The 17123-nt window shown below is 35.7% G+C and carries 16 protein-coding genes; 13 read left to right on the forward strand and 3 right to left on the reverse strand.

The window, feature by feature from the left end:
• Positions 1–46 precede the first annotated feature (46 nt).
• A complete protein-coding gene (locus tag IGJ23_RS05320; RefSeq protein WP_010737390.1) occupies positions 47–691 on the reverse strand; it encodes a DUF624 domain-containing protein in 645 nt (214 codons plus the stop codon).
• 256 nt (positions 692–947) lie between these two features.
• On the opposite strand from IGJ23_RS05320, the gene IGJ23_RS05325 reads away from it, so the two are divergent.
• The 7 genes from IGJ23_RS05325 (at position 948) to IGJ23_RS05355 (ending at position 9879) form a co-directional block, all read left to right on the forward strand.
• A complete protein-coding gene (locus IGJ23_RS05325) occupies positions 948–2294 on the forward strand; it encodes an alpha-L-fucosidase (RefSeq protein WP_438774673.1) in 1347 nt (448 codons plus the stop codon).
• A gap of 33 nt (positions 2295–2327) precedes the next feature.
• Positions 2328–3281: an ABC transporter permease gene (locus tag IGJ23_RS05330; RefSeq protein ID WP_034867549.1), complete on the forward strand. Its 954-nt coding sequence runs from the start codon at positions 2328–2330 to the stop codon at positions 3279–3281.
• A gap of 10 nt (positions 3282–3291) precedes the next feature.
• Positions 3292–4203, forward strand: a complete 912-nt coding sequence (locus IGJ23_RS05335) for a carbohydrate ABC transporter permease (protein ID WP_370566457.1) — start codon at positions 3292–3294, stop codon at positions 4201–4203.
• A 31-nt stretch (positions 4204–4234) separates the two neighbouring features.
• Entirely contained in the window at positions 4235–5857 is a 1623-nt protein-coding gene (locus tag IGJ23_RS05340) for an extracellular solute-binding protein (RefSeq protein WP_010719441.1), read from the forward strand.
• A gap of 302 nt (positions 5858–6159) precedes the next feature.
• The gene (locus tag IGJ23_RS05345; protein ID WP_207432416.1) at positions 6160–7569 is read left to right on the forward strand and encodes a glycoside hydrolase family 1 protein; all 1410 of its coding nucleotides are present in this window, start codon (positions 6160–6162) and stop codon (positions 7567–7569) included.
• Positions 7570–7844: 275 nt separating this feature from the next.
• Entirely contained in the window at positions 7845–8771 is a 927-nt protein-coding gene (locus IGJ23_RS05350; protein WP_207432414.1) for a manganese-dependent inorganic pyrophosphatase, read from the forward strand.
• Between the two features lie 226 nt (positions 8772–8997).
• Positions 8998–9879 carry a DUF1803 domain-containing protein gene (locus IGJ23_RS05355; protein ID WP_207432412.1) on the forward strand — a complete coding sequence of 294 codons (882 nt, stop codon included), beginning with the start codon at positions 8998–9000 and terminating at the stop codon, positions 9877–9879.
• A 165-nt stretch (positions 9880–10044) separates the two neighbouring features.
• Here the strand turns inward: IGJ23_RS05355 and IGJ23_RS05360 are convergent, their stop codons facing one another.
• Entirely contained in the window at positions 10045–10665 is a 621-nt protein-coding gene (locus IGJ23_RS05360; RefSeq protein ID WP_010719437.1) for a hypothetical protein, read from the reverse strand.
• A 526-nt stretch (positions 10666–11191) separates the two neighbouring features.
• On the opposite strand from IGJ23_RS05360, the gene IGJ23_RS05365 reads away from it, so the two are divergent.
• The 5 genes from IGJ23_RS05365 (at position 11192) to IGJ23_RS05385 (ending at position 15777) form a co-directional block, all read left to right on the forward strand.
• Entirely contained in the window at positions 11192–11581 is a 390-nt protein-coding gene (locus IGJ23_RS05365; RefSeq protein WP_010719436.1) for a hypothetical protein, read from the forward strand.
• A 4-nt stretch (positions 11582–11585) separates the two neighbouring features.
• Positions 11586–12350: an alpha/beta fold hydrolase gene (locus IGJ23_RS05370; RefSeq protein WP_207432410.1), complete on the forward strand. Its 765-nt coding sequence runs from the start codon at positions 11586–11588 to the stop codon at positions 12348–12350.
• Between the two features lie 521 nt (positions 12351–12871).
• Complete coding sequence (locus tag IGJ23_RS05375) at positions 12872–13819, forward strand: LacI family DNA-binding transcriptional regulator (RefSeq protein ID WP_034700335.1); 948 nt, start codon at positions 12872–12874, stop codon at positions 13817–13819.
• A 98-nt stretch (positions 13820–13917) separates the two neighbouring features.
• Entirely contained in the window at positions 13918–14652 is a 735-nt protein-coding gene (locus IGJ23_RS05380) for a hypothetical protein (protein ID WP_010737399.1), read from the forward strand.
• 72 nt (positions 14653–14724) lie between these two features.
• The gene (locus IGJ23_RS05385; protein WP_207432408.1) at positions 14725–15777 is read left to right on the forward strand and encodes a zinc-binding alcohol dehydrogenase family protein; all 1053 of its coding nucleotides are present in this window, start codon (positions 14725–14727) and stop codon (positions 15775–15777) included.
• Between the two features lie 39 nt (positions 15778–15816).
• On the opposite strand, the gene IGJ23_RS05390 is transcribed toward IGJ23_RS05385, so the two are convergent.
• Complete coding sequence (locus IGJ23_RS05390; RefSeq protein ID WP_010719430.1) at positions 15817–16482, reverse strand: YitT family protein; 666 nt, start codon at positions 16480–16482, stop codon at positions 15817–15819.
• Between the two features lie 127 nt (positions 16483–16609).
• Here IGJ23_RS05390 and IGJ23_RS05395 point away from each other — a divergent pair, with 127 nt between their 5' ends.
• Positions 16610–16897 carry a hypothetical protein gene (locus tag IGJ23_RS05395; protein WP_207432406.1) on the forward strand — a complete coding sequence of 96 codons (288 nt, stop codon included), beginning with the start codon at positions 16610–16612 and terminating at the stop codon, positions 16895–16897.
• Positions 16898–17123: the final 226 nt, after the last annotated feature.

Genomic DNA, 17123 nt, shown 5'->3' on the forward strand with positions numbered 1-17123 from the left:
CTGTTACAGCTTTTAGCTGTTTGTTTGATTTAAGGTTTGTTTTTTGTTATTGCGTTAACGTACGATTTTTTTCTTCAATTTTAATCATTGATTGCAAAGAGAACCAACTTAATGGCAAACAGAATAAAGGCACAAAAGCCACGATTGTCAAAATTGGGAAAAAGGTAGAGACAGCCGTCACGACAAAGATCCCCAGAATAATCGCTACGGTCTCAATCAAGCTACACAAAGATAGAAATAATGCTTGTTTGAAATATTGTGTGAATGACAAATCATAACGTAAAAATACTGGGAATAAATAAAGAATGACTATGACAGTTGCGATAAATAATAATAAGATCCCCATATGAATGAAAGGGTTTTGTAAATACACAGCTGCAATTCTCAGATCCATCCATAGAAATCCTAGTAACATGCCAGCAGCATAGCCTAGTTGATTTGTTGAAATAAACAGATTATTGAAGCTTGTTTGAAAATCTGAATATAAGACTTGAGGAATTTGTTTTTCTTCAAATAAATGATAGAAAAATTTGAGAACGGTAACACTTGCGGGAAAAGTTCCTAGTAGAATACAACCTTTTAATACCGATAAAAACCAAAATACTTGGAGCTTGATGAGAAAAAGCAAGAATTTTCCTAAAGAATAGGTGAAATCAAAAATAGAATGTGGTGATCGTTTATGTTGATTCATAGCTAAAACCTCCTTGTATTAGTCATACAGCTCTTTTTATTATAGTAAGGTTTATTTATGTTTTCTATCAGTATGCGATTATTACATAGCTTTTTCTACTTTTACATAGTTACTTTCCGACTAAGAGATAAGATATAGATATCCTCTAAATAAGTTACGCTTTATGCTGTTTTTACATAGCTTATGCTTTTTACATATTGCTGTTGCCTTGCTTTTTTTGTAAATTTAAAGCACAAACATGAAAGGGGTTTCATAAATGGCGATACGCGGAGATATCGAAGTACCTAAAGAGGTTGAATTAGATCATAGGACTTATCCAGAAACAGAAATGCTAAAAGAACGATTAGAATGGTTTCAAGATTTAAAACTTGGCGTGATTTTTCACTACGGACTTTATGCTCAAGCAGGAATCGTAGAATCTTGGCAACTTTCTGAAAAAGACCTTTGGGCAAGAGAAGGGCGTGAGTTTCGGAAAGATTTTAAACAACTGCAACTAGACTACTGGAATTTGATTAAAGAGTTTAACCCAGAAAAATTACAGGCAAAGAAATGGGCAAGTATATGTAAAGAAGCAGGCTTTAAGTATTGTATTTTTACAACGAAACATCACGATGGGTTTAATATGTACAATACTCTTGAAACAGAATATAAGGTTGGCGGTAAACAAAGCCCGTTTAAAAGAGATATTTTAAAAGAAGTTTTTGAGGCTTTTCGTAAGGAAGAAATAGCAACAGGAGCCTACTATTCAAAAGCCGATTGGTATTCGCCGTTTTATTGGTTGGATGACGATACGATCAAGGGGCGTCATGCGAGCTATGATACGGAACGTTACCCAGAAATTTGGCAACGTTACGTATGTTTTGTTCATAATCAGATTAAAGAAATCACGCATAACTATGGTCATGTGGATCTTTTATGGTTAGATGCTGGTTGGTGTGGACAGAAAAAAGAAGACCTGGAAATGGATCGATTAGCAGAAATCGCTCGTGAGAAGCAACCGGAATTAATTATTGTGGATCGTATGATGGGGGGCAGACATGAGAACTATGTGACCCCTGAACGAAAGGTGCCAGAACTAGCTGAAATTCCCAAGAAAGTTTGGGAAAGTAATATCCCGATTGGTGATGATTGGGGCTATGTACCAAATGATCGCTTTAAGAGTTCCCAAGAACTATTGGAAACTTTTGTCGATGTGGTCAGCAAAGGTGGGAATTTGATCTTAGGAGTTGGGCCAAAACCAGATGGTACCTTTACTGATGAAGAAACCAAAATCTTACAGGAAATTGGGAATTGGCTAAATATCTATGGAGAAGGAATCTATGAAATTCGCTCACAACCTAAAGAATGGCAAAATCAGTGGAAATTAACATACAGCAAAGATCAAACCATACACTATGCCTTTCAAAGTATTCGCTTTACACAAGAAAAAATATTTTTAGCTGACATTGAGGCCGATAAACATCATGTGATTAAAGATTTATCTACAAAAAAAGAATTAGAAGTATATACGGAAGAAGATCAAATATATATCCTCAGCAGTGAATTAGAGAAACCAGCAATTGGGCTGATTGGTCTTGAAATTTCAAAAAAGCCACAAGGATAGAGATGAGTGAACTTCATAAAAGGAGGTTAAAAAATGGCTGATGCATTACTTGATGTCAATAAAGAGAAAGAGAAAACAAAATGGTCAGAGATCAAAAAAAAATTATATAAAAGCCGACAGCTGTATGTTTTTGTCATTCCAGCATTGGTGGTGGTTGCTGTTTTTTCTTACGGTCCCATGTACGGCGTGATTATAGCATTCAAGGATTATATCCCATCATTAGGGATTTTTGGAAGTCCTTGGGTAGGATTTAAGCATTTCCAACGTTTTTTTGATTCCTACTATTTCTGGGATCTAATTAAAAACACGTTAGGTATCAGTATATATTCTTTGGTCGTAGGATTTCCGCTACCGATTATATTAGCACTAGCACTAAATGAGTTGAAAGATGGAAAATTTAAAAAATTTACGCAGACAGTGACTTATGCACCTAATTTTATTTCAGTCGTTGTCGTTTGCGGTATGTTAATTGCTTTTTTGACGCCTTCCACCGGTATTATTAACCATCTACTGGTTTTTCTAGGTTTTGAGCGAATTAGTTTCATGACAGATCCTCGTTGGTTTAAAACGATCTACGTATTATCTGGGGTTTGGCAAGGAACAGGATGGGGCTCAGTGATTTATTTAGCTGCATTATCTGGTGTTGATACGCAGCTTCATGAAGCTGCAACTGTCGATGGTGCAACGAGATGGCAAAGAATCTGGTATATCAACTTACCGACTATCATTCCTACTATGGTTATTTTACTGATCATGAATGTAGGGAGTTTGATGTCATTAGGTTATGAAAAAATCCTGTTGATGCAAAATGCGTTGAATATGGATTCTTCAAATGTGATTGCCACGTTTGTTTACAAACAAGGGTTGCTTGACGCACAGTACAGCTATGCATCAGCTGTCGGACTGTTCAATGCAGCAATCAACGCATTTTTATTAATCACAGTAAATAAAATTTCGCGTAAAGTCAGCGAAACAAGCTTATGGTAATGGAGGGAAAATAATGTATTCAAAAGCGATCCGATCATCGAAAGGCGACAAATTTTTTATGTTTCTCATCTACTTGTTTATTGCCATTGCACTTTTGTTGGTTATTTATCCGTTGATTTATGTTATAAGCGCATCTATATCTAGTCCGACCTCCGTCAATTCTGGAGAAATGTGGCTATTGCCAAAAAAGATCACTTGGGATGGTTACAAAACAATTTTTACGTATAAAAGTATCTGGCAAGGTTACCGGAACACGATTTATTACACATTACTAGGTACATTTATCAATTTATTATGTACACTTCCTTGTGCATATGCTCTAGGAAGAGCAGAATTTTATGGGAAAAATCTATTTATGAAGTTTTTGATGGTTCCTATGTTTATCAGTGGCGGTTTGGTACCTACTTATTTATTGATTAAAAATCTAGGGATGAATGATTCGATTTGGGCGTTAGTTATTCCAGGGGCCGTTTCAGTTTATAATATTGCAATTACACGTACTTTCTTTCAATCCACCATCCCTAGAGAAATGGAGGAAGCGGCATTGATTGATGGATGTTCTGACTTTCAGATATTTATGAAGATTGTTTTACCTTTATCAATGCCAATTATTGCAGTAATGGGACTATTTTGCGGAGTGGCCCATTGGAATAGTTATTTTAGTGCGTTAATCTATTTAACAAACAAATCAATGTATCCGCTTCAATTAATCCTGCGAGAGATTTTAGTGAATCAAGATTTAACAAAAGGAACAACAGAGATGACAGCAGCGGCAGCAGAAGTAGCTTATAGTAAACAACAGCTTGCACAAGTCATTAAATATGGAGTAATGATCGTTTCGACATTACCAATCATTATGATCTATCCGTTTTTACAAAAGTACTTTGTTAAAGGTGTCATGGTTGGTTCTTTGAAAGGCTAACTAAAAATAAATAAGAGAGTGAGTGAAATGAATGAAAAAATGTTATTTAGTAATTGCATCATTAGTGTTGACAACAACTCTTTTGGGTGCTTGTGGCAACAAGGGAAATACTGCTGGAAAAGAAGAAACTATTGCCGTTGAAAAAACCGGAATGCCAATCGTTAAAGAAAAAATCAACATGACGATGATGGCGCCTGGTGGAGAAGCAGAATGGGATGAGTTAGCTTCGGCTAAAGCGTTAGCGGAATTAACTGGAATCAATTTTGATTATATTACTCCGCCAAGTACAGATTTTGAAGCAAAATTGAATTTGGCTTTTGCTTCTGGTGAGTTACCAGATGTTATTTTTGGTGCAGGAAGTGGTCTTTCAAATGCCAAACAATCAGATTATGGATCACAAGGAATTTTAATTGCCTTGGAGGATTTGATTGATGACTATGCGCCAAATTTAAAGAAAATCCTTGATGAGAACCCAGAGTTCAAAAAATCAATTACTGCACCAGATGGTCATATCTATTCTTTACCACGATTATATCCAGAAGATACCTCTAGCCCTCTTTATATCTCACCTTTATGGTATAACGGCGAGTGGCTAGAAAAATTAGGGGTAACCGAATTGCCAAAAAACACGGATGAGTTATATAAATTGTTGAAGCGATTCAAAGAAGAAGACCCCAACGGTAATGGCAAACAAGATGAGATTCCGTTATCAGACGGCAACAAGTTGGCAATTATTCGTACGTGGTTGCTACCTGCTTTTGGTATGAAATCTCTAGGAATCGAAGAAGTTAACGGAAAAGTGCGTTATGCTGCTGCATCGGCTAACTATAAGGAATATTTAACGTATATGAATAAACTTTATTCTGAAGGATTGCTGGACCCAGAAGTCTTCTCGCAGTCAGAAGAAAAGTATCAAGGAAACACACAAACAGATAAAGTCGGTTTATTTGGCGCGTATGCTTCATACATGGCTACTGGTAAAATGCCTGAGGATTCTTTATCAGATCCAATGTTTTCACCAGTTACTTCAAGTATTCAAAATACACCTTTAGCACCGGGTCATCCTCGTGTAACAACTGGAACTTTTGCGATTACCAATAAATGTAAAAGTCCAGAGGCAGCAATGCGATGGGCGGACTATCTTTACACAGAAGAAGGGCAAGATTTAATGACAAAAGGTCCAGAAGGGGCATTTTGGAAATATGAAACAAACGATTCTGGAGAAAAAGTTCGGGTATATACAGGTGAAAATAAACAAAAGATGGAAGAAGACCGTGGGAAAATTGCAATGGATTATGGCTTAGTCGTACCGGGTTTAGAAGACGATTATGCCCAAAGTGTTTTAGCTAATGTCAACGATCCTGATCCTAGTGTATGGACGGAATTTCGCATGAAAGAAATCAACGAGAAAATCATGCCCAATACCGAGGTACCTTTCCCAATTGTTTATATGACGAAAGATGAAGCAGATCAAATTGCGATCAACGCGACGGACATTCGGACTTATGTAGAGCAAATGGAAGCTAAATTTATTACAGGTGTGGAAAGTTTGGCTAAATGGGATGAATATGTCAGTACATTAAAATCAATGGGATTAAATGATTTTGTCAGCACTTATCAAAAAGCATATGATCGTTGGGCTAAAACCGAATAATCATCTTTAACATCAAAGTGGACGTTTGGGATGTTCCTAGCGTCCAGCTTTGTTTGAACAAAACATCAAGAGTTTGGAGAAACCAAAATGAGATTATTAGCAACTAGCATAGCGATGATGGTCAAACAAATGGTTTCATGATAAAGATCAAAGAGAACGAGTATCACACTGACTAAATAATTTTGCCAAATCATGGTAAATATAAATGAGAAAAAGAATGAACCAACATAAACGATGATCATTGGGTTCACTGACTGAAGGGAATCAGTGGATAAAACGATAGAAAAGGAAGGAAATTTTAAATGGATACATTTCCACAAAACTTTCTGTGGGGAGCAGCGGCTTCTGCCCCTCAGACAGAAGGAGCTGCTTTGGTTGATGGCAAGAGCCCATCAACTTGGGATAAGTGGTTTGAAATAGAACCAGAATTGTTTTATAACGGAACAGGACCAGAAAATACCTCTAATACGTATTATCAATACAAAGAAGATGTTGCCTGTATGAAGGCAATGAATTTAAATTCCTATCGGACCTCGATTGCTTGGACGCGTCTTTTACCGGATGGCAAGACATTAAATCCGCAAGCTGTTGATTTTTACCGAGCCTATTTTCAGGAAATGCTGGATAATGGCATTGAGCCGATCATCAATTTGTTCCATTTTGATATGCCTTGGTGGCTGATGGAAAAAGGTGGCTGGGAAGTTCGTGAGTCAGCGGATCATTTTGCATTTTACGCAAAGACTGCGTTTGAAGTTTTTGGTGATTTAGTAAAAAAATGGGCGACGTTCAATGAGCCTCTTGTACACATCGAATGTGGGTATATGGGAGATGCACATTGGCCCAAGGTGCATGATTTTAAACGAGCTATACAAGTTGCCTATCACACACTACTAGCGCATGCGAAAGCTGTAAAGGAGTACCGGTGCTCTTCTTTTAATGACGGACAAATTTCTATCATTCTCAATTTAGCACCCGTTTACTCTAAAAGCGAAGAAGTTGAAGACGTGGCTGCTGCAAAGTGGGCAGACCTGTTTTATATTCGCAGCTTTCTGGACTGTGCGGTACGAGGTACTTTCCCAGAAGAGCTGGTAGAGGTATTACGAGAAAGTGATTTGCTTCCTAAAACAGAAACAGGTGATAAAGAAATTTTTGCGGAGAATACAGTAGACTTTATTGGTTGTAATTATTACCAGCCATTACGTGTTCAAGCACCTCAAGAAAAGAAACGACCAATCACAGGACTAAGAGATTTATTCCGAGGTTATGATTGGCCGGAGAAACGAATTAACCCACATCGTGGCTGGGAGATTTATCCGCGGGGAATCTATGATATTGCGATGCGGTTAAAAAACAGTTATAGCAATATCCCTTGGTATATTTCAGAAAACGGGATGGGTGTGTCGCAAGAAGAACGGTTCAACAATAAAGAGAATATGATTGACGACAACTACCGAATTGATTTTTTATTTGAACATTTGACGCAACTGCAGCAGGCAATTTCAGAAGGTTCTCCTTGCTTTGGGTATCATATGTGGACATTTGCTGACTGTTGGAGTTGGTTGAATGCCTATAAAAATAGATATGGTTTTTATCGTGTCGATCTGGACAATGGCTATAAACGGTTACCGAAACAATCAAGTTTATGGATGGCACAGGTAATCGCTGAAAACCGCTTAGTTGAACCGTTTGCTCAAAACTCAAGTAGTCATTAAAGGCTAGTAAAGAAAAAAAACGATAAATGATTTACTTTTCCTAACTTTTTCTTTCAGTACAAAGAGTTCTGCAATGAAATGAGTAATGGCATGGCCAACTTTTTAAATGACTGTTCCATGGTACTTCGCGCTATCAAAAATTTTGTTTACGATTGTTTGTTATAAAAGTAAGATGGATCGGAATTTCTTCCATCCTAGAAATTATAGCGTCAGTATTGCTTCTTTCGGTTTTTTTGCTATTATTAAGTAGGAGAAACCATAAAGGAGCGAGACAAATGTCAAAAATTTTAGTTTTTGGTCACCAAAATCCAGATACAGATGCAATTGGAGCGGCAATCGCCTTTTCACACTTGCAAAATCAACTAGGAAAAGAAACTGAAGCTGTAGCTTTAGGTACACCTAACGAAGAAACACAATATGCATTAGATTACTTTAAGTTATCTGCCCCACGTGTCGTTCAATCAGCAAAAGAAGAAACAACACAAGTGATGCTAGTGGACCATAATGAATTTCAACAAAGTATTTCTGATATTGCAGAAGTAGAAATTTTAGCGGTCGTTGATCATCATCGGATTGCAAATTTTGAAACAGCCAATCCACTTTATTACCGAGCTGAACCAGTAGGTTGTACAAGTACAATCATTTTGAAGTTATATAAAGAAAACCAAGTAGAACTTCCTAAAGAAATTGCTGGCATTATGCTTTCTGCAATTTTATCTGATACATTGCTATTCAAATCACCAACATGCACATCAGAAGATGAGGCAGCTGCAAAAGAACTTGCAACAATTGCAGGCGTTGATTTGACAAGCTATGGGTTAGAAATGTTAAAGGCCGGTACAAATCTTAGCGATAAATCAGCTGCAACTTTACTTGACCTTGATGCCAAAAGCTTCCCAATGGGAGAAGCTAATGTTCGTATTGCACAAGTGAATACAGTCGATTTAAGCGAAGTAATGGCTCGTCAAACGGAACTGGAAGAAGCGATGACTGAAGAAATGGCTAAAAATGGATATGACCTCTTTGTCCTAGTGGTAACGAATATCCTAGATAGCGATTCGGAATTATTAGTTGCTGGTCAGGGATTAGATAAAGTCGAAGAAGCTTTCCAAGTTAAATTAACGAACAATCGTGCCTTATTAAAAGGAGTTGTTTCTCGTAAGAAACAAGTCGTTCCTCAGCTAACAGCAGTTTTTAACTAAGCTAGCTAAGGGGTTGCTAACACCTTTTATTCGATTTATTAAAGAGCCTGACAGCTATTTGTTCCAGGCTCACAATGCCAGCCTAGCTTGTTCGATCAAAATGAGGTTGGAACAGAAGTGATCCAGCTTTAAAAAATAAGCCGAAGAATCCGAAAATAGTTGCTCGTATTTTTGGGATTCTTCGGCCTATTTCCGATTGAGCTAGGGAAAACGAGAAGGGGAAAAAATGAACTATTTTTATTCACAAAATCACCAGCAGTTGCTTAGCAAACTAGTAAACAATGCTGTTTTTCCAACTTTGATTGAGTATTTGCATCATCATCAAGAAGAAGACATTATTTTGAGAGAGTTGAAAAAAAATTTTGATCATCCAAAATTTGAAGCTTTTCTTGATCAGCTGATTGATGAAAATCTAATCAAGCGGGAAAATCGTCGTTATAAGTTGAATTTTCCAATATTTGAGGAAGAAACTTATCAAAAAGAAATTGAAGAAGCTGCAGCCCAGATTTTACAAGCTATTAGTCATTTGTCGCAAACGGAAAAACAGTTGGTTATGGGAAATGAATGTTGGCAAGAATGTTTCGTGTCTAATTCAACCTATTTTTATGCAACCGTAGAAGATCTTATTCCTGTGACGAGACAGGTTGCCGGCAATGAGAATTATCGATTTGTTTCTTTAAATTATCATAACAAGTTATCTTATTCTCTTGCCAATTATTTTTATTTACAAAAGAAACAATTACCTGTGCCATCAGAATTTTTAAAAATTGTAGAACTGATCGGTGACGTCAACGAAACTTATTATTTTGATCAAGTTGAAGTAATCATTGAGCGTATCCAAGCTCAAAAATATAAGAATCGTCGTTCCAGTATCTTCTTTGATTCACTGATCTTGTCGAATACTGTTAAAGTTGTGAAAACTGATGATCAGCTCAACTATCAATTAGCATTGCCGTTGGTTAAAACGGCAAACAGCAGAAGACAACTACCCAAAATCGCTGCTGGAAGAACCGTGGAAGAGCATGCTTATATTGCTAGAAAAGTCTATGATCGTCTTATCAAGGAACTAAATTTAGCAGATTTTTCTTATATAGAAAAAATCAACTGAAAAATTTTTAGACTCAACTGTTAATAATCCTCAGACATCAAAGTTATCAGAAATGACTAGCTTTGATGTTTTTTATGTAAAGTTCAATCATTTATGTCTATTGTAAAGGATTCTTTATTAGCAATATCATCCGAAAAATAAAAAAACAGTTCAAGGCACTTAGACTTACTTGTCCTGAACTGTTTTTCTTATTTGCCACATCATCATTCCTAAACACGAAATGAAGAGTAATTCAAGAAAATTACTAGTGATTTGAATATTTGCTGGATCAAAAGTTGGCGCTAACGCTAATACAAGAAAAGAAAAGACACTATAGACAAAGCAGAATAGTGGGATTAGTTGCATTAAAAGTGGCAAGCGTAACTTTTTGAATATTAGTGAAAAAATAAAGTAAGTAAAGATGGATAAAATGATAACCAGTCCATTCAGTATAAAAAAGAACAATGAATTTTGGTTAAAGGAATAGAATAAAACGGTCAGCAATGCGAGCAACCTAGATGCAACAAAAATTGTAGCAGCTTCATCCATCTTTTTGGGAATTTGTTTTTTCACATATGTTCGAAAAGCCAATGAAAAAATAAAACCACACAAAGATGAAAGAATTAGCAAGAAGAGGCTCTCATCTACCTGACTTAAACCGGGGTGATCTAACAATAACCAGCCAAAGGCATTACATGGTATATCGGAAGATCTGAAATAGGAATAGCATAAGAACAAAAAAAGTGTCAATAGGGCGAAAAGCGTCCCTATGTGCAAAAATGTACTTGTCTGTCGTTTCGTTTTCATATATTCTCCTGATAAAAATAGTGTTAATCAGATATATGATAACAAAATGATGAGTATATGTCGATGCTTTTTAATGGAAATAAAAAATAAAGGCTTTTTTTATATGGTAAATTTCATTTTAACTTCAATTACAAGTTTTCAAACTAATTTAATTAAAGGTTTTACTAATGATGTGCCTCACTTAAATGTTTTTATTCACAAAGAAATTTAGTGACAACATTGATTATTACTTATGAGTTAATAATAGATCAGTTTGATGTAGATTTTCCCAAAAGTATATTTATTCTCTATTTTAAAAAGGAGAAGTTTGAACATGAAATGCCTGAAAAAAGAATTAAGTTTTTTCAGAACTAGACAGTCAAAATGAGGAGCATGACAAAAAATCAAGAGGTACTCATAGGTTGTTAGGTCATTTTGATTGTGAACGATTATTTGAAAAAAAGAAAAAATTAAAATTTAAGCCTTTTTTGTTCTAAATGATGATAAAACGATTATAATAGAATTATAAAGAGAGTTGGTGATACGAATGAAAATAATAAACCGAGCCATAGGAGTCACTCATGTTCTCAGTGTTGCCTCTTGTGGGTATTTAGATTTATATTCACTTCAGCAGCCCATCGTAGCCAATAATAATATCTTTCAGATATCATTGACCGATAGCTTGCTTTTAAGTATTTTTTTATTTTCCGTGATTTTTATCGGAAATATTTTTGGCAGCTTTGCTAGTTTTTTTAATTTCACAATTTATCCACTGCTTACCTTAGGATTAGGACTAGCTGGTCTTTTAGCATTATTGCTCTTTTCAAGAACGATGAGCTTATTTTTGATTTTGTTTGGTACGATTTGTTTATTTCAAATTGTGGTTAGTGGATGGGAAATATTTCGTTCGACTATTTTGATGAAGATCGGAGACTAAAGAAGTGAATCCAATTATATTAAAACGTAAAGTAAATAATATTCCATTATTAGAAGTTGTCCTAACCGAATTAAGAGCTGAAAAAATTCCGATAATTATTTATTATCATGGTTGGCAAACGAGTAAAGAATTAGTTTTGACACAAGGAAGAAAGTTTGCTAAACAAGGATTTCGTGTCTTACTACCAGATGCAATGAACCATGGTGAAAGAAAGCAAGTAGTTTCTGCTATTCCTTCCTTTACCTTTTGGAATAGTATTTATGGAAACTTATTTGAATTTGAGACTTTATTGAAGCACTTAGAAAAACGAGATGTTCTTCATGAAAAAGTAGCTGTAGGTGGCGTTTCAATGGGGGGGATGACGACTTGTGCGTTGTTAACAAAACATCCGCATTTGGTTGGTGGTATTTGTCTGATGGGTTCCCCTGCGCCTGAACAGTATGCTAAAGAAATTTACAAAAGAGCTCATCAGTACCAATACATACTGCCGAACGATTATTTTGATTTAATTTCTTGGGTCGAAAAATATGATTTATCTTTGCAGCCAGAAAAACTAGCTGGGCGACCTTTATATTTTTGGCACGGTGAAAAAGACGAGAAAATTCCCTTTCAACAAACCAATGATTTTGTGAAAAATAATCAAAAAGAGTGTTATGGTCAAGGAATTGTTTTTGATTATTCGCAAACCGAAAAGCATATGGTAAAAGTCCCATTGATGGATACAGCAACCAAATTTTTGGTGCAAATGATGAATGGATCCAAAGAATAGAAAAGACAGGTGTATTTTGATTTTTTATAACAAATTAAATAGATAGAGAAGTAAACAATGCTATGAAATAAGCAAAGTTGAGGTTGAGAAATAAGCGTTTAGCATCAAGAAATACGAAAGAATATCCAAAAATTGACAAGAAACACAAACACTGGTTTTTGCTATTGATGGATACTTACTAGGTGTTTCTCAAATTTTTAGTCAATTTCGGCAAATTTTTTGATGTTGTTGCTTCTTAAACATCGTTTATTCGTTTTAGAGATACTAGAAGAGGAGGCTATTTTTGGCTTAGTCTCATTCTTTGCTATTTTTCTAGTTCATATCTGAAACTAGAAAATAGATGGAGATAACGTACATTTTTCTAATAAAATGGAGTAACTGGCTTTCGATTCTAGTGAACTTTTATTAAAAAGATGCTGGCGTGCAGATGATTTTTACGATATTTCTACATTTTATCGCTTTCAAGTTTGCTATAATGATAGAAAACAGAAAAAAGTTTTCTATTGTGAAAGGAGCAACCTATGCCAACATTAGCTGATGTTGCTAAAAAAGCAAATGTATCCAAAATGACGGTGTCTCGTGTCATCAATCACCCGGAACAAGTAACGGATGAGTTAAAAGAATTAGTTTTTTCTGCGATGGCAGAATTAGATTATCGCCCCAATATTGCAGCAAAAGCACTCGTTTCTAATCGGTCACAAATCATCAAACTTTTCATCCTTGAAGAGATTGATACAACAGAACCGTATTATATGAATTTATTGATGGGAATCGCAAAATGTATTGGAAAAGCGCACTATTCTTTGCAGTTGGTAACCAATGATGCATTTGACGTAGGGTCTTGCGACGGCTACATCATTACAGGGGTGAGAGAAAAAGATTTTGACTGGATCGACCGATTGGAAAAACCAGTCGTCCTTTTTGGTGAAAATCGTTTTGGCTATGATTATGTAGATAGCGATAATCATTATGGCACAGCAAAGGCTTCACAATATGCTATGGAATGCGGTTACGAGACCATTATTTATATTGGGATTGACGAGGATGAGCCATTTGAGTTATCAAGAGAAGCAGGCTACCTTTCAGTTATGGAAACAGCCAACATGAAGCCGCAAATATTACGTTTCCCAAATCATTCGACAATGGCAGAGAAATATCTTGCCGATCATTGGTCAACTATTAAACCAAAGACTTGTTTTATTTGCAGCTCTGACCGATTAGCTTTAGGGATTGTAAGAGGTATTGCTAAAGAAAAGGGGAAAATTCCTGAAGATTTTGGAGTCATTGGCTTTGATGGCGTATTTTTAGACCAAATCAGTTCACCCAAATTAACTACGGTAAAACAAGATATCGTACGAATGGGTGAAGTTTGTGGTGAAATGTTGTTAAAAAAAATTACCGAAAAAGGAGAAAGTCAAGGATACCGTCGATTTTTCCCTGAATTGGTCATTCGAGAAACGACCAGATGACCGTCGAAAGAGGTTAAATTTAGTTATGGTTACTATGGAAAATGAAAAAATTATGCTATGATTGAGAAAAGTTCCATTTATGAGAAGGATGGTTTAAAATGAATGAAATTAGACGGAAACATTTTCGTTTTCCTGCCTATGATGACGAAATTGGCGTCAAACTAGCAAAAAACCAAAGGCGTGTTTTATTTGATGGACAGGATGATCTATTAACCGAAAACAATAATCAACCAATGTTTGAGCAAATGCAAGAATTTCACTTTGCTCAAGGCGATGCTAGAGAACAACGCAAACGTCGAAATTTGAGCAATTCAAAAAAATCAACAATTCCAAAAGAAAATTTAGTCAGACACAAAGAACAGCTTCCTGATTATCATACGCATCAAGCAAGTAATCGCCCATTGACTAATCAGCGGACGAGAAAAGCGGCTGATTCAATGAATAGTCAGAAGAGTCAAGAGCAGCACACAAGTACCAAAGCCTATACATCGAACCAACAAAAAAATGGTCGTGGGCGTTCTTACTTTGTACCTAAGTATGTGCCAGCATCAATTATTCCTGATCCAAAAGTATCTAGTATTTCTGACGCAGAACTAGTTGATTCAATGAAAAAAATGAAAGATTCATATTTGTTATTTGATAATGAACCGGTACCTTACCAAACAAAAAAAGCCGGCTCTCCTTCTGTACAACCTTTTAACAAAGCTGAGAAAGAACCACTCAGTGCGACATCAAAAAGAAAAGATAAAAATCATGGTGTTTTAGAAAGATCATTAAAAGGATTGATAGAAGAACAAGGGAATTCTTTGGGAGAAAATAGCTATTTTAAATAATGGAAAGCCTGGATAACTCCTTTCGTGGATTGATCCAGGTCTTTTTGTATAAAGAAAGAAGGAAAGGTTTCTATGAAAAAACAAATGAAGCAAATAGGGTTTTATGAGGGATTACCATTGACTGACAAAAATAGTTTTTTAGAAAAGTTGGCAGAAACTCCGGTTCCTAAAAACAGGGAGTTATTGGTGGAGATTTCAGCGGTTTCAGTGAATCCAGTGGATGTAAAATTTAGAATGCAGACGCCAAAACAAGAGTCTTTTACTGTTTTGGGATTTGATGCGGTAGGGAGAATAGTTGCAAAAGGTCCCCAATCTGAAAATTTTGAGATAGGAGACCGTATTTATTATGCTGGTTCAGCAAAACAACCAGGTAGTAACCAAGAATATCAGTTGGTAGATGAACGAATTGTGGCAAAAGCACCAGAAAATCTCACGGACGAAGCTAGTGCAGCATTACCGTTAACTGCGATCACCGCCTATGAACTCTTATTTGAGAAATTTCAATTGATTCCTAAAGAATCAGCGAATAAAGGTAAAAAAATATTGGTCATCAACGGTGCTGGAGGTGTCGGTTCGATTCTCACACAATTAGCAAAATGGAGTGGGTTAGAGGTGGTTGCGACAGCCAGCCCCAAAAACTTTCAATGGTTAAAAGAAAATGGGGTCGATCATCCAATTGATTACCATCAAGAGTTAAAGCCTCAACTAGAAAAGGTTGGGATAAGCACCGTCGATGTCGTAGCAGTTTTACATGATATCCGTCCCTATCTAACTGAGCTGGCAGAAATGATTCAACCTATGGGGAAAATTGGGATGATCGTAGGACTTGATGGACCAATCGATATTGCAAGTTTTAAAAATTTATCTGTTTCATTTGAATGGGAGTATATGTTTACTAAAACGGATTATGGTCAACTAATCGAGACACAAGGGGAAATATTAAAACATTTGACAGCATTAGTAGAAGAAGAAAAAATCCATACTACTTTAGGAAAAGTATACAGAGAAGGCATCAGTAAAGAGACTTTAAAGCAGGCAACGAAAGAAGTAGAGACTGGAAAAGTACATGGTAAAGTAGTGATTACTGGAGGTTTTGCTAGTAACGAAATAGCGACTGAAAAGTAGAAATATACTTTTCAGTCGCTAACCAATCATTTAAGAATGTTATTCAAATTGTTCTGCAGAATCAAGAGTATCAAAAGGTTCTTTTGAACGATTTGCAGAAAAAGGATTGAGAGAACCTTTTACTTCGAGATATTTCACTTTGTTTAACGTATAAGATAAGATGGAGCAACTGAGTAAGGTATAAACAAAATGTGTTACATCCAGATATAATAAAGAAACAACCAAGATACCAAATGTAATCAAGAATAGACTTTTACCGATCTTGATATGGAAATATTTTTCGAAGGCTTGGTAAATAATGTCTGTTCCGCCAGTGCTTCCACCAAAGCGAAAGACCAGACCACAACCGATACCAGATAATACACCAGTCATCAGACTATTGAGTAAAAGATTGTGGACAGCAAAATGGACGTTTAGTCCTTCCCACAAATGTAAAAAGAACACTAAGGCAAAGGTTCCGACAATCGTTCGCAGAAAAGCCTGCTTACCAAAAATGAATAATGAAACCAATAGCAATGGTAAATTGATAATAAGTGATGTAATGGAAGGAGCAAAACCGAATAAATTATTAAGTAAAAGGGCAATTCCTGTTACACCACCATCTGCTAATTTAGCAGGAATATTGATCCCGGTCACAGCTAAACCATAAAGTGCAGCGCCAAAACTGATACCAACCAGATCAATTAATAGATTTATTTTTTTCATTCTCAAACCTCTTTTCTTTTGAAAATTTTCAGCAACTTCTTTATTATACTTATTAGTTAAGAATCTTCAATAGATAATTTGAAAAATTTTTTCAACATTTAAAGGATGTCCAAGGAAAGGAGTAACTATGCGAGCAGCTGATCTATTAACACTCATCACAACTTCTCCAACGAAAAGAGAATATAAAGGCATCTATTGTGATCTTCATGATAATCTGCAGGCTTTGACGAGTATTCAAAAAAAAGGTGAGGCTCAATGTGTGTTTTTATTTGAACCAAATAAACCCAATCTGCCGATGAAAGAGTTGCTTGTTTTCTTGATGAAAAATCGTGAAAAAGAAATTTTGTATCAAAAAGGTCAAGAATTTTATCCATTATACGGAGTGAAAGAAAGAGCAAACCAGCTAGTCATTTGAGAAAAAATAGGAATTTCGAGAAAAATTGAACGTTTATGACTCTAAAACGATCATTTATTACTTTTTTTTATCTTTGGACAAAACTTACAGTATAATAATTTATGAACAAGCCAGTAAAAATTATCTCCCCCACGAGGTTTCTGCTTTACTGGCTGTTTTTTTATATTCAAATAAATTAGACACATTTCTCGTTCAAATTCGTGAGATGTGTCTTTTTTTATATAAA

This window comes from Enterococcus sp. DIV1682a (assembly GCF_051711005.1).
GTDB lineage: Bacteria > Bacillota > Bacilli > Lactobacillales > Enterococcaceae > Enterococcus_B > Enterococcus_B hirae.

Bases quoted from the DNA above. Each gene is read 5' to 3' on its own strand.
- IGJ23_RS05320 (WP_010737390.1), bottom strand. From the start codon at position 691: ATGAATCAACATAAACGATCACCACATTCTATTTTTGATTTCACCTAT.
- IGJ23_RS05325 (WP_438774673.1), top strand. From the start codon at position 948: ATGGCGATACGCGGAGATATCGAAGTACCTAAAGAGGTTGAATTAGAT.
- IGJ23_RS05330 (WP_034867549.1), top strand. From the start codon at position 2,328: ATGGCTGATGCATTACTTGATGTCAATAAAGAGAAAGAGAAAACAAAA.
- IGJ23_RS05340 (WP_010719441.1), top strand. From the start codon at position 4,235: ATGAAAAAATGTTATTTAGTAATTGCATCATTAGTGTTGACAACAACT.
- IGJ23_RS05345 (WP_207432416.1), top strand. From the start codon at position 6,160: ATGGATACATTTCCACAAAACTTTCTGTGGGGAGCAGCGGCTTCTGCC.
- IGJ23_RS05350 (WP_207432414.1), top strand. From the start codon at position 7,845: ATGTCAAAAATTTTAGTTTTTGGTCACCAAAATCCAGATACAGATGCA.
- IGJ23_RS05355 (WP_207432412.1), top strand. From the start codon at position 8,998: ATGAACTATTTTTATTCACAAAATCACCAGCAGTTGCTTAGCAAACTA.
- IGJ23_RS05360 (WP_010719437.1), bottom strand. From the start codon at position 10,665: ATGAAAACGAAACGACAGACAAGTACATTTTTGCACATAGGGACGCTT.
- IGJ23_RS05365 (WP_010719436.1), top strand. From the start codon at position 11,192: ATGAAAATAATAAACCGAGCCATAGGAGTCACTCATGTTCTCAGTGTT.
- IGJ23_RS05375 (WP_034700335.1), top strand. From the start codon at position 12,872: ATGCCAACATTAGCTGATGTTGCTAAAAAAGCAAATGTATCCAAAATG.
- IGJ23_RS05380 (WP_010737399.1), top strand. From the start codon at position 13,918: ATGAATGAAATTAGACGGAAACATTTTCGTTTTCCTGCCTATGATGAC.
- IGJ23_RS05385 (WP_207432408.1), top strand. From the start codon at position 14,725: ATGAAAAAACAAATGAAGCAAATAGGGTTTTATGAGGGATTACCATTG.
- IGJ23_RS05390 (WP_010719430.1), bottom strand. From the start codon at position 16,482: ATGAAAAAAATAAATCTATTAATTGATCTGGTTGGTATCAGTTTTGGC.
- IGJ23_RS05395 (WP_207432406.1), top strand. From the start codon at position 16,610: ATGCGAGCAGCTGATCTATTAACACTCATCACAACTTCTCCAACGAAA.